Origin of the sequence: Beutenbergia cavernae DSM 12333 (assembly GCF_000023105.1) — a bacterium.
GTDB lineage: Bacteria > Actinomycetota > Actinomycetes > Actinomycetales > Beutenbergiaceae > Beutenbergia > Beutenbergia cavernae.
In genome coordinates this window covers 623,498-635,832 of the sequence record NC_012669.1, presented here as the reverse complement: position 1 = coordinate 635,832, position 12,335 = coordinate 623,498, and the positions used below count along the sequence as shown (strand labels likewise).

General features: G+C 71.5%; 10 protein-coding genes. 7 read left to right on the top strand and 3 right to left on the bottom strand.

Translation table 11 applies throughout. The features are described 5' to 3' along the window. Nucleotides 1-54: 54 nt before the first annotated feature. Nucleotides 55-951, bottom strand: coding sequence for a sugar-binding transcriptional regulator (locus tag BCAV_RS02895; RefSeq protein WP_043346471.1), 897 nt, complete (start codon nt 949-951; stop codon nt 55-57). Nucleotides 952-1,165: 214 nt separating this feature from the next. Between BCAV_RS02895 and BCAV_RS02890 the strand changes: the two genes are divergently transcribed. From BCAV_RS02890 to BCAV_RS02875, 4 genes are read left to right on the top strand one after another with little or no spacing between them, the layout of a single operon-like run. Next, nucleotides 1,166-2,578, top strand: a complete 1,413-nt coding sequence (locus BCAV_RS02890) for an ABC transporter substrate-binding protein (protein ID WP_012725615.1) — start codon at nt 1,166-1,168, stop codon at nt 2,576-2,578. Beyond that, nucleotides 2,575-3,465 carry a carbohydrate ABC transporter permease gene (locus tag BCAV_RS02885; RefSeq protein WP_012725614.1) on the top strand — a complete coding sequence of 297 codons (891 nt, stop codon included), beginning with the start codon at nt 2,575-2,577 and terminating at the stop codon, nt 3,463-3,465. Before BCAV_RS02890 ends, BCAV_RS02885 begins: the two co-directional genes overlap by 4 nt. Next, nucleotides 3,462-4,295, top strand: coding sequence for a carbohydrate ABC transporter permease (locus tag BCAV_RS02880; RefSeq protein ID WP_187292843.1), 834 nt, complete (start codon nt 3,462-3,464; stop codon nt 4,293-4,295). The genes BCAV_RS02885 and BCAV_RS02880 overlap by 4 nt, the downstream gene beginning before the upstream one ends. Before the next feature lie 29 nt (nt 4,296-4,324). Continuing rightward, nucleotides 4,325-5,785, top strand: a complete 1,461-nt coding sequence (locus BCAV_RS02875; protein ID WP_043348218.1) for a sulfatase-like hydrolase/transferase — start codon at nt 4,325-4,327, stop codon at nt 5,783-5,785. Nucleotides 5,786-5,834: 49 nt separating this feature from the next. Here BCAV_RS02875 and prpB read toward each other — a convergent pair whose 3' ends face one another. Together prpB and BCAV_RS02865 are read right to left on the bottom strand one after the other, a co-directional pair. After that, on the bottom strand, nt 5,835-6,731 hold the full coding sequence (prpB, locus tag BCAV_RS02870) for a methylisocitrate lyase (RefSeq protein ID WP_012725611.1): 897 nt from the start codon (nt 6,729-6,731) through the stop codon (nt 5,835-5,837). Continuing rightward, nucleotides 6,731-8,248, bottom strand: coding sequence for an MmgE/PrpD family protein (locus tag BCAV_RS02865; RefSeq protein WP_012725610.1), 1,518 nt, complete (start codon nt 8,246-8,248; stop codon nt 6,731-6,733). The genes prpB and BCAV_RS02865 overlap by 1 nt, the downstream gene beginning before the upstream one ends. Nucleotides 8,249-8,463: 215 nt before the next feature. Between BCAV_RS02865 and BCAV_RS21345 the strand changes: the two genes are divergently transcribed. From BCAV_RS21345 to BCAV_RS02850, 3 genes are all read left to right on the top strand, one after another. Further along, nucleotides 8,464-9,090: a copper resistance CopC family protein gene (locus tag BCAV_RS21345; protein ID WP_012725609.1), complete on the top strand. Its 627-nt coding sequence runs from the start codon at nt 8,464-8,466 to the stop codon at nt 9,088-9,090. Nucleotides 9,091-9,094: 4 nt separating this feature from the next. Further along, complete coding sequence (locus tag BCAV_RS02855) at nt 9,095-10,939, top strand: prolyl oligopeptidase family serine peptidase (protein ID WP_012725608.1); 1,845 nt, start codon at nt 9,095-9,097, stop codon at nt 10,937-10,939. A 73-nt stretch (nt 10,940-11,012) separates the two neighbouring features. Then, on the top strand, nt 11,013-12,332 hold the full coding sequence (locus BCAV_RS02850) for an MFS transporter (RefSeq protein WP_012725607.1): 1,320 nt from the start codon (nt 11,013-11,015) through the stop codon (nt 12,330-12,332). The last annotated feature ends 3 nt before the right edge of the window (nt 12,333-12,335 follow it).

Here is a 12,335-nt window from a genome sequence, read left to right as displayed (position 1 = left end):
TCACTCCTTCGTGAGGAACCGCGCGTGGACAGCTCGCTCCCACGCTAGCGCCGGTCACGCGAGCAGCGCCTCCGCGTTCGACCGCTGCGTCACGATGCTGTTGATGACGCCGTTCCGCGCCGCCACCCGAACGGCGTCGGCGCGCGCGGGGTCGAACACGACGGCGATGCGTTCTCGCGTGCCCATGAGAGTCTCGACGTCCGGCGCGACGATCCGCCGCCGCGCCGGTCCGTGGACCGTGCGCCCGTGGGCGTCGATCGGGATGCCCAGGGCCTCCGCGACGGCGCCGGCCCGTGTCGCGTCGTCGCGCACGTCCGGCAGGTGGTCGTAGATGATCGACCGCCCGGGCGCCCACGCGCCGACCCCCGTGATGAGGACGCTGAGCTCCCGGAACCGCGCGAAGGCCGCGCGCACCTCGGGCTGCGCCATGTAGCTGCGCCACGCGTCCTCGCTCGAGGCGACCATCGGTGCGAAGAAGACCTGCGCCGATCCTCCGGTCCTGCGCGTGAGGATCCGGATGAGACTGATCACGTTCGAGGCGTCTGTCCGCGGGAGCTCTCCGGTGATCTGCACGAACGTGCACAACGGGAGGGGAACCTGCGGCAGCTCGTGGATCGCGAGCATCGTGCGGGCCGAGGTGATGCCCACCAGCTCGCCCTCGCGGACCACCTCCGACAGCAGCACGACCGCCGCCTCGCCCAGTCTGGCGAGCAGCTGGTCCTCGGCACCGTCATCGATGACCACGGCGCGCCGGAGCTGGTAGGCCTCCTCGAGCTCGCGGGAGAGGTTGTCGTTGACGTCGCCCGGGACGTCGATGGTGATCTGCACGACGCCGGTGCGTCGAGCGGCGTCGAGGAGGCGCGCCACCTTGAACCGGCTGAGGAAGAGCTCGTCCGCGATCTCGCTCTTCGACCGGCCGCCGTGGTAGTACCGGCGGGCGACGTGTGCCATCAACGCCCGCTCGCGAGCATGGGATCCCGAGGCATCGACCATCCGCCCAGGATGCTCGTTTGAGCACTTTCGACGCAAGGCCTTGCCCGCCATGCCCTCATCACCTTGACTTGAGGCGCAGCGATGGTCCTCGCACCGCTCGGATGAGCAGCCAGGCGCACGGATCCACCGCCATCGGTCACAGCGACCGTGTGCACCCTGACGAGGAGGTCACATGCGCAACGATCCGACCGGTCTCGCCCGGTGGGGCGCGCTCGGCGTCGCGGCGGCGCTGGTCCTCGCCGGATGCGGCGCGGGCGGCGGCGACGCCGGCGGCGGCGGCGACGACACCGGTGCCGAGCTCGAAGCCTCCGCCGAGGACTTCCTCGCTGGACGTGGCGAGGAGCTCGGCGTCGGCAGCATCAGCGTTCTCGCTCAGAGCTCACCTCAGGCCGACGCGATCCAGCAGATCAGCGGACAGTTCACCGAGCTCACCGGGATCACCGTCGACTGGACGATCCTCGACGAGCAGTCCACCGAGAACCGCGCGGCAGTGGCACTCGGTTCGGGTGACGGCGGGTACGACGTCCTGCAGACGCCGTCCGGCTTCATCCCGACGTACGTGGACCGCGGCTGGCTCGAGCCGATCGGGCCGCTCGTCGACGACGCGGAGAGCATCGTCCCCGGATGGGACCTCGCGGCGTTCGGCGAGGGGACGACGTCGCTGCTGAGCCGGGAGGACGAGCTGTACGGCGTCCCGATGTTCATCGGGACCCAGATGTTCTACTACCGCACCGACGTGTTCGCCGAGCACGGCATCGACGCGGTGCCGACGACGTACGAGGAGCTCGTCGACGTCGTCCACCAGATCCACTCCGACGATGTCGCCGGCATCGCGCTGCGGACGGCCCCGAGCCCGTCGCAGCTGCTGTTCGTCTGGTCGGCGTGGCTCTACGCCAACGGCGGCAGCTACTACGAGACGTTCGACGACGGCACGTACTCGGGATCTGCCCTGGACTCCCCGGAGGCCGTCGAGTCGCTCACGACGTACACCGACCTCGTGCAGAACTACGCGCCGTCCGGAGCGACGAACTGGAGCGTCGACGACGTCACGCGCGCCTTCGCCAGCGGGCGGGTCGCGATCGTCCAGGAGGGTGCCGTGTTCGGCGGCACCTTCAACAACCCGGAGGCCTCGCAGGTCGCGGGGAACATCGACTCGTTCACGCTGCCGGAGGGTCCCGCCGGCTCGTACGTGCCGTACAACACGCACGGGTGGACCATCGCGGCGAACAGCGATGCGACGGACGCGGCGTGGCTCTTCACGCAGTGGGCGACTCTCGCGCAGACGCTCACGGCGGCGACACAGACGGACGCCAACTTCGGGGCGCCGCCTCTCGCGGAGGTGTACGAGTCGCCGGAGTACGAGGAGAGCTACGGGTTCGGGAGCTTCGTCCCGACCGTCACCGGCACGATCGGGATCGCGAACGACGGCGGCGTCTCACCGTTCGAGGACGATCCGAACTACCTGCCGGCGACACCGGACTGGGCGACCGTCGGTCAGCAGATCGCCGAGGAGCTGAGCAAGGCGGTGACGGGCCAGGTCGAGGTCGCCGAAGCCATCCGGGCCGCCGCCGCGTACCTCGAGTGAGCTCGTTCACCGCGGCCGACGGCCGGCTGCGTGGATGGCAGCTCGGATTCACCGCCCCGCTGTTCGTCGTGCTGGCCCTGACGACGATCCTGCCCATCGTGTACGCCCTCGCCCTCGCGCTCGGCGCGTCGGACGACAGCCTGACCCCCCGTGCACCGTTCAGCGGGGAGAACTTCTCGGACGTCTTCGGCGGACGTGAGATCTGGTCGGCCCTCTGGCTCGCCGTCGTCTTTCTCGTCGGGGCGCTCGCGCTCGAGCTGGCGCTCGGCGTTCTCACGGCGCTCGTCCTCGACCGGTTCCTCCCGAACCGCAACGCCCTGCGGGTGCTGCTGCTCTGGCCGGCTGTGCTTCCGCCGATCGCTGTCGCCCTGGTGTTCAAGTACATCCTGCAGGGCGACATCGGCATGGTGTCCTACTACCTCGGACTCGTCGGTATCCACCAGGAGTGGCTGACGCAGCCGGGATCGGCGATGGCGGTCATCATCGGGATCGACGTCTGGCAGTACACGCCGTTCGTCATCCTGCTGACCCTGGCGGCGCTCAAGACCGTGCCCGAGGAGGTCCTCGAGGCCGCCCAGCTCGACGGCGCCGGCGCTGTCCGCAGCGCGTGGAGCCTCGTGCTGCCGATCGTCCGGCCGGCCGTGATCGCCATCGCGTTGCTGCGGTTCATCGACGCGATCCAGGTGTTTCCCACCATCTACGTGCTCACTCGTGGCGGACCGGGGTCGAGCACCCAGCTCCTGACCTACTACAACTTCCAGGTCTTCTTCGGTCAGCTGCGGTTCGGTGAGGGCGCCGCGATCGCCGTGTTCGTCGTCGTCTTCACGCTGGTGTGCGTGACGGTGTTCACGCGCCTCCAGCGACGAGCGGAACGGGCATGGGCATGAGGCGCACGACGAGGTCCAGCCTCCCGGCGCGGATCGCGGCCTACGTCTTCATCGCGCTCGTCCTCGTCGTGTTCACGCTGCCCACGCTGTATGCCGTCCTCACCTCGCTCCAGCCGCCCCAGGTCAGCCTGAACCCGGTCCCGCAATGGGTGTTCACGCCGACCCTCGACAACTTCGTGGCGCTCTTCGACGAGTCCTCGTTCCTCGGGCCGGTCCTCAACAGCGTCCAGTCGAGCGTGGGCTCGGCCGCGCTGGCGCTCGCGATCTCCGCGCCGGCCGCCTACGCCCTGAGCCGTGCAGGCGTCTCCTCCTCCGGAGCGACGGGCCTGTGGCTGCTCGCGGCTCGCGCCCTGCCCGCCATCGGGCTCGCCGTCCCGGCGTACGCCATCTTCACCAGAGTGGGTCTGTCGGACACCATCGTCGCGCTGCTGCTCGTGTACCTGCCGTTCAACGTGGCACTGGCGACGATCATGCTCAAGGTCTTCATCGACGGGATCCCGCGCGAGCTCGACGAGGCCGCCGCGCTCGACGGCGCCGGACCGCTACGGACGATGCTCCAGGTCGTGCTGCCCGTGGCCCGGCCGGGGCTGGCGTCGGTCACGATCATGACGTTCCTCTTCGCGTGGAACAACTTCCTGTTTCCCCTGGTCCTCACCGGCTCGCAGTCCGCCACGATCCCCCTCGTGCTGCAGAAGTTCCTCGGGAGCTACACGCTGCAGTGGAACCAGGTCATGGCGGGCGTCGTCCTGCTCTCGCTCCCCCTCATCGTTCTCGGGGCGATCTTCGGCAAGTACATGGTCGGCGGCCTCGCCGCCGGCAGCGTGAAATGACCACCACCGACACGGAGGAACGCCCGAGCATGAGCTCGCGACCGAACATTCTCGTCATCTGTACCGACCAGCACCGCTTCGACGCCGTCGGCACGCACCCGGGGAGCGCGGCGATCACACCCAACCTCGTGGCACTGGCCGAGCGGGGGGCGGTGTTCGAGCAGTGCTACGCCCCGAACACGGTGTGCTCGCCGACGCGCGCGTCGATGCTCACCGGCGAGTACCCGAGCTCCCACGGCCTGTGGGCCAACGGCGTCACCCTCCCGGAAGGGCGCAGCCTCGTCTCGCGCGAGCTGGCGGACGCCGGGTACCGGACCGGGCTCGTCGGCAAGTTCCACCTCGCGTCGGCGTTCGAGGGGCGCACGGAGGAGCGGCTGGACGACGGGTTCGAGACGTTCGCCTGGGCCCACGACCCGTTCCACGGCGCGCCCGAGAACGCCTACCACCGGTGGCTGCGCGAACGGCACCCCGCCCTCTGGGCGGAGGCGATGGGCGACGTCGTCACACCGGACGTGGAGAACTTCGCGCACGAGAACACGCGCTTCGACGAGATGCCGGCGCACGCGAGCTATTCGACGTGGGTCACCGAGGAGGTCGGGGACTTCCTGCGGACCGAGGACGACCGGCCGTTCTTCCTCCTCGCGAACTACTTCGCGCCGCACCACCCGTTCGCGGCTCCTCAGGAGTACCTCGACCTGTATCCGCCGGGCTCGGTGCCGCCCCCGGTGGGCGGACCCGACGAGCTCGCGACGAAGCCGACCCTCCAGTCCGAGGCCTCCCGGGCCAGCTACGTGGGTCACGGGCCGTCCTTCGCGGACTTCACGCCCGAGGGGATCGACGAGATCCGGCGCACGTACCACGCGATGGTGAGCCAGATCGACGACGGCGTCGGCCGCATCCTTCGAACCTTGCGGGAGCAGGGGCTGGAGCGGGACACGCTCGTCGTCTTCGTCAGCGACCACGGCGAGATGCTGGGTGACCACGCCCTCCTCCTCAAGGGGCCGATGATGTACGACCCCGCCGTCCGGGTGCCGCTGGTCGTGTCGTGGCCCGACCTCGTGCCGGCCGGCCACCGCGTCACGGACTTCGTGGGCGTCCACGACGTCGCGCACACGATCCGGTGCGCCGCCGGGCTCGAGCCGTACGCGCGCGACCAGGGCCTGGACCTCGTCGCCGTCGCGCGTGAGGAGCGCGAGGCACGCACCTACGCATGGGCGGAGTACCGCGACTCGGGCTACCCGTACGACCCGCCGGCGCACACGACGATGTATCGGCGCCACGACTCGAAGGTCGTGGTCTGGCACGGCGACCCTGACGCGGGCCGGCCGGCGACGGGCGAGCTGTACGACCTCGCCGACGACCCCGACGAGCTCGTCAACCGGTGGGACGACCCGGCTTACGCGCGGCGGCGGCTCGAGCTCTGCGCTGCGGTCTCCGACCTCCAGATGCTCCACGAGCACCGCCACGCCGACCGCGTCGCCCCGTGGTGACCATCCCCAGCCGTCCTTTCGCGGCGCCACACCCCGCGCGAGGCCAGCCTCACGGCCGATACGTGAAGATCTCCGCGTCGAAGGCGTTGTACCCGGCGTAGTCGACCAGCTCGTACAGCCGCGCGCGCGTCTGCATGTCCGGCACGAGCGCGGCCTGCGTCCCGGCCGCGGTGATCTCGTCGAGCCCACGCTCGACGGCGCCCATCGCCACCCGCAGCAGCGTCACCGGGTAGATGACGATCCGGACGCCGGCGTCCTGCAGCTGCGAGACAGTGAACAGCTCGGACTTCCCGAACTCCGTCATGTTCGCCAGCACCGGGACGTCGACGGCGTTCGCCACCGCCTCGAACTCCGCCAGCGAGCGCATCGCCTCGGGGAAGATCGCGTCGGCGCCCGCGTCCACGAAGGCGCGAGCCCGCTCGATCGCGGCGTCGAACCCTTCGACGGCGCGCACGTCCGTGCGGGCCATCACGAGGAAGTCGCCGTCGCGCCGTGCGTCGGCCGCCGCCCGGACCCGCTGCACGGCGTCGGCCAGCGGCACCACCTGCTTGCCGTCGAGGTGCCCGCACCGCTTCGGGTTCACCTGGTCCTCGATGTGGCACCCGGCCAGCCCGGCGTCCTCGAGCACCTGGACGGTGCGCGCGACGTTCATCGGCTCACCGAAGCCCGTGTCGGCGTCGACGAGCGTCGGCAGGTTCGTCATCCGCGCGATCTGCCCCGCCCGACCGGCCACCTCGGTGAGCGTCGTCAGGCCGATGTCGGGCAGCCCGAGATCGGCGGAGAGCACAGCGCCGGACACGTAGACGCCCTCGAACCCCTTGTCCTCGATGAGGCGGGCGCCGAGCGGGTTGAACGCCCCGGGCCAGCGCAGCAGCCGGTCGCCGTCCGCGAGCGCCGACCGCAGAGCGCCGCGCTTCTCCTGGGCGGTCGCCGTCGCGTGGAGCATCAGAACAGTCCCTTCGGTGTGCGGGCGGTGCCGAGGAGGCCCGGCCGCGCCGCGATCGTCAGGCCGGACAGCTCACCCGTGCCGAGGTCCGGGAGACGCTCGACCAGGTCGAGGAACCGCTCCGCCTCGACGTCCTCGAGGACGCCGTCGGCGAGCGTGCGGAACTTGCGCACGTACTGCTCGCGCTCGAACGGCCGGGCGCCGAGCGGGTGCGCGTCGGCCACGGCGATCTCCTCGGTGAGGGTCCGGCCGTCCGTGAGCACGATCTCCATGCGCCCGCCGAACGCCTTCTGGGCCGGGTCGCTCTCGTGGTACCGGCGGGTCCACTCGGGGTCCTCCGCCGTCGAGATCTTGTGCCACAGCGCCACGGTGTCCTGGCGTCCCGCCCGCTCCGGCGCGTAGGAGTCGACGTGGTGCCAGCCGCCGTCCTGCAGCGCGACCGCCACGATGTACGGGATCGAGTGGTCGAGCGTCTCGCGGGACGCCGTCGGGTCGTACTTCTGCGGGTCGTTCGCCCCCGAGCCGATCACGTGGTGCGTGTGGTGCGACGTGTGGATGACGATCCGCTCGACCTGCTCCGGGTCCGCGACCTCCGGGTAGCGCCGGTGCAGCCTGCGGGCCAGGTCGATGAGCGCCTGCGCCTGGTACTCGGCCGAGTACTCCTTCGTGTACGTCTCGAGGATGGCGCGCTTCGCCTCACCGCGAGCAGGCAGAGTCACGTCGTAGCTCGCCTCGGGGCCGTCCAGCAGCCAGGCGATGACGCCGTCCTCGCCCTCGTAGATCGGCGTCGGGCTGGACTGCCCGCGCATCGCGCGATCGACCGCCTCGACGGCGACCTTCCCCGCGAACGCCGGCGCGAACGCCTTCCACGTCGAGATGGCGCCCTTGCGCGACTGCCGCGTCGCCGTCGTCGTGTGCAGCGCCTGGCCCACGGCCTGGTAGATCGTCGACGCGTCCAGGTGCAGCAGGGTCCCGATGCCCGCGGCGGCACTCGGGCCGAGATGCGCCACGTGGTCGATCTTGTGCGCGTGGAGACTGATGGCCTTGACGAGGTCCACCTGGATCTCGTAGCCCGTGGCGATGCCCCGGATGAGGTCGGCGCCCGTGGCGCCCGTGTGCTGCGCGACGGCGAGGATCGGTGGGATGTTGTCGCCGGGGTGCGAGTAGTCGGCGGCGAGGAACGTGTCGTGGAAGTCGAGTTCCCGCACCGCGACACCGTTGGCCCACGCCGCCCACTCCGGGCTGACGCGCAGCTGCGGGCTGCGGCCGAACACCGTGGCCCCCGGCGTGTACGGGTGGGCGAGCGCCTGGGCGCGCGCCGCCACCACCGGCGCCCGCAGCAGCGACGCCGCCGCGACCGCCGCGTTGTCGATGATGCGGTTGACGACCATGTCGACGACGGCGCGCGGCACCTCGACGCGGTCCGTCGCCACCTCGGCGATCGCCCACGCGAGCTGCTCCGAGCGCGGCAGGTGCTCCTCGCTGCGGTGGACCCGGACGTGGTGCGTCGTCGGCATCGGTGACCTCTCTGTTCGAGCGCCCGCCGGGCGATGCTCGCTCCGCGCGGGGCCGCGGAGGTCCAGGGCGGGCCGGCGGCGGGTCCAGCATGGCCCGTCCCCGGCCGCGCACGCACCTCGGCGGGAGCCGCGCGCCCCGGCGTCCCGCCGACGCTGGTTAGGCTGACGCTGCGGCGGGCTGACCGCCACAGCGATCCGACCGGAGTGATGCCTGCATGTTCCGCCGTCTTGCCGCGACCAGCCTCGCGAGCACCCTTCTCGCCGTCGCCGTCGTGGCCACCGCCCTTCCGGCGTCCGCGCACAACGCCCTCGTGAGCCAGACACCCGCTGACGGGGCGACCCTCGACGCCGCTCCCACCGAGATCGTCCTGGAGTTCAACGAGCCGGCGTCCGACATCGGTAACGAGATCCAGGTGGTCGGAGCGGACGGCGTCGACGTCGCCCACGGAGCGCCCACGCTCGACGGCACCAGTGTCGTGCAGCACCTCACCACCGACCTCGCCGGCGGTGCCTACACGGTGAACTGGCGGGTGACGTCGGCGGACGGACACCCGATCTCCGGGACGTCGACGTTCACGCTCGCGCTGCCGGAGGCCACCACGGAGCCCACCGCCGAGCCCACCGCCGAGGCGACCCCCACGGAGCCGGAGGCGACGGCGTCGGCCACCGACGACGCGGCCGCCGGAGCCGACGAGCCGGGCATCGACGAGGGCAACCCGTGGCGCACCCCGCTGCTCGTCGTGTTCGGCCTCGCGATCATCGGCACGATCGTCACGTTGATCGTCCGGCTGCGGCGCGGCGGCGCCGGTCGGATGAACGGGCCCACGAGCGGTCAGGACTGACGCCGTGCAGCTCCCCGAGGCCCCCCAGGTCCCGCGTGGCCATCCGGAGTGGCCGGCTCCCGCGTGGGAGGCGCGCTTCCGCGCCGGCTACGTGTCGGTCCCGGAGTGGGCGCTCGCGGCGCCCGAGCGCGCGGTGGTGGTCGCCACCCACCAGGGCGTGCGGCAGGTCCACTCGTGGGACTCGACCACCCGTGCCCTCATCCCGACCACCGACCGCCCGCACGGCACGGTCACCGCGACCATCGACCCGCGCGGCGAGTGGATCTGGTGGTTCGACGACGACGGCGGCGACGAGTTCGGCGTGTGGCGTCGCCAGCCGTTCGCCTCGGGTCCGCGTCGCCGCACGGAGACGCCGCTGCCCCTGACCGCTGCCTACTCGGCGGGTCTGCTGCTCGGCGAGGACAAGACCGTCGTCGTCGGGCGCTCGGACGACGCGTACGGGACCCAGATCCACCAGCTCGTCGTCGGTCCGGCCGGAGCGGGTGACACCGCCCCGGTGCTCCTGTACGCGCACGCCCAGGACGCGTCGGCCGCAGCACTGAGCCGCGACGCGAACCTCGTGGCCATCGAGCACAGCGAGCGCGGGGACAACCGGCACCCGGCGATCCGGGTGGTGCGGGCCGACGACGGCGGCCGCGTGACCGAGCTCGACGACGGGCCCGGGCAGGGCCTGTGGGCGATGGACTTCGCGCCGGTGCACGGCGACCCGCGCCTGCTCGTGCTGCACGAGCGCGCCGGCCGGCCGAAGCCGCTCGTCTGGGACGTCGCCACGGGGCTCCAGCGACCGATCGAGATCGGGATCGACGGCGAGATCGCCGACGCCGACTGGTTCCCCGACGGACGAGCGCTGCTCGTCGCCGTCGACCACGACGCGCGGACCCGGCTGTACCGGTACGACCTGTCCGACGGCACGCTCACGCCGGTCAGCCCCGAGTCCGGCACGGTGGCCGGAGGGACGGCGCGGCCGGACGGCGACGTGTGGTTCTCGTGGTCGTCGGCGGCGACGCCGCGCACGATCCTGTCCGCTCGCACCGATCGCGCCGTCCTCACGCCCATCGGGGCGCCGGCACCCCCGTCGGTGCCCGTCGAGGACGTGTGCCTCGACGGCCCGGGCGGCCGCATCCACGCGCTGCTGCGCCGACCCGCCGGAGGCGTCGAGCCCCTGCCCGTCATCGTCGAGGTCCACGGCGGCCCCACGTGGCACGACTCGGACTCGTTCGCGCCGGACGCCGCCGCGTGGGTGGACCACGGCTTCGCCGTCCTGCAGGTGAACTACCGCGGCTCGACCGGGTACGGCAGCGCCTGGCGGGACGCGCTCGAGGCGAAGGTCGGGTTCACGGAGCTCGAGGACGTCGCGGCGGTGCACGAGCACCTGGTCACGCGCGGCGTGCTGGACCCCGACCGGTCGGTGCTGGCCGGCGCGTCGTGGGGCGGGTACCTCGTGCTGCTCGGGCTCGGCACGCAGCCCGACCGCTGGTCGCTGGGCCTCGCGGGCGTGCCGGTGGCGGACTACGTCGCCGCGTACGAGGACGAGATGGACGGGCTCAAGGCGTTCGACCGGTCGCTGTTCGGCGGCTCGCCGGCCGAGGTGCCCGACGCCTACCGGGTGTCCTCGCCGATCACGTACGCGAGCGCCGTCCGGTCCCCGACCCTCGTGCTCGCGGGCGAGAACGACCCACGCTGCCCGATCCGGCAGATCGACAACTACGTCGGGGCGCTGCGCGGGCGATCCGAGGCGCCGCCCGTGGAGGTGTACCGGTACGACGCCGGGCACGGCTCGTACGCGGACACCGAGCGCATCAAGCAGATGCGGGCGCAGCTCGAGTTCGTGCGCACGCACCTCGGCTGACCGCCCCGCCCCAAACCTCGGCCGATCGGGGGAGGCCGGTGTCGGATCCGGGTGTGACCATGGTCCGGTGACCATGCCCGAGCACGAGCCGAGCGCGCCGTCTGCCGACCCCTCACCCCACGAGGGGATCGACCCTGAGGTGCGGGACGCCGTCGTCGACAAACCGACCTGGCGGCGCGACGCGGCCGTCTTCCTGTCCGGACAGACGGTGTCGCTGTTCGGGTCGATGCTCGTGCAGTACGCGATCATGTGGCACCTGACGCTCGTCACGAAGTCGGGCTCCGTGATGGCGCTGGCGTCGCTGTTCGGGTTCCTGCCGCAGGCGGTCGTGTCGATCTTCGGCGGCGTGTGGGCGGACCGGCTCGATCGCAAGAAGCTCATCATCGCCGCGGACTCCGCGATCGCCGTCACGACCCTGGCGCTCGCGCTGCTCATGCTGTCCGGCCGCGACGAGCTCTGGCTGATCTACGCCGCGCTCGCGATCCGGTCGATCGGCGCCGGGATCCAGATGCCGGCCGTCAGCGCGCTGCTGCCGCAGATCGTGCCGACGGAGAAGCTCATGCGGGTCAACGGGATCAACGGCACGATCCAGTCGACCATGATGCTGCTCGCGCCGGCGGCGGCCGCGGCGGTGTACGCGAGCGCGTCGATCGAGGCGGTCTTCTTCGTCGACGTCGCGACGGCGGTGATCGGGATCGCGCTCCTGGCCTCGCTCCGCGTGCCGCGCCTCGTCCGCCAGCTGGTCGACGGCGCACCCGTCGGCTACTTCGACGACCTCGTCGGCGGCGTGCGGTACGTCGTCACGCACCCGTTCGTGCGCTGGCTGCTCGTGCTGTTCGGCGTCGTCTTCGTGCTGACGGTCGCGCCGTCGTACCTGACGCCCCTCATGGTGGTGCGGACGTTCGGCGAGGAGGTGTGGAAGCTCACCGTCAACGAGCTCGCGTTCAGCATCGGGATGATCCTCGGCGGCGCGCTGCTCGCCACCTGGGGCGGGCTGAAGAACCGCATCACGATGATCGTCGGAGCGACGTTCGCGTTCGGCGGCCTGTCCATCGCGCTCGGCCTGTCGACGAACATGTGGGTGTTCTTCGGGTTCATGTTCCTCGTCGGACTGGCCGTGCCCTTCTTCTCGACGACGTCGATGACCGTCCTCCAGGAGACCGTGGAACCGGAGAGGCAGGGCCGGGTGTTCGGCTTCGTGGGCATCGTCATGGCTGTGGCGATGCCGCTCGGGATGGTTATCTTCGGCCCGCTCGCGGACGTCTTCTCGGTGGAGCTCCTGCTGGTGGCGGCCGGGATCCTCACGTTCGTCGTCGTGACAGCGGCGATCGCGATGCCCGCCGGGCGTCGGGCGATGGCCGCCGCTCACGCGCGGTCGCAGTCCCGCGCCTGAGCC

Bases quoted from the DNA above. Each gene is read 5' to 3' on its own strand.
- BCAV_RS02895 (WP_043346471.1), bottom strand. From the start codon at position 951: ATGGCACACGTCGCCCGCCGGTACTACCACGGCGGCCGGTCGAAGAGC.
- BCAV_RS02890 (WP_012725615.1), top strand. From the start codon at position 1,166: ATGCGCAACGATCCGACCGGTCTCGCCCGGTGGGGCGCGCTCGGCGTC.
- BCAV_RS02880 (WP_187292843.1), top strand. From the start codon at position 3,462: ATGAGGCGCACGACGAGGTCCAGCCTCCCGGCGCGGATCGCGGCCTAC.
- BCAV_RS02875 (WP_043348218.1), top strand. From the start codon at position 4,325: ATGAGCTCGCGACCGAACATTCTCGTCATCTGTACCGACCAGCACCGC.
- prpB (WP_012725611.1), bottom strand. From the start codon at position 6,731: ATGCTCCACGCGACGGCGACCGCCCAGGAGAAGCGCGGCGCTCTGCGG.
- BCAV_RS02865 (WP_012725610.1), bottom strand. From the start codon at position 8,248: ATGCCGACGACGCACCACGTCCGGGTCCACCGCAGCGAGGAGCACCTG.
- BCAV_RS21345 (WP_012725609.1), top strand. From the start codon at position 8,464: ATGTTCCGCCGTCTTGCCGCGACCAGCCTCGCGAGCACCCTTCTCGCC.
- BCAV_RS02850 (WP_012725607.1), top strand. From the start codon at position 11,013: ATGCCCGAGCACGAGCCGAGCGCGCCGTCTGCCGACCCCTCACCCCAC.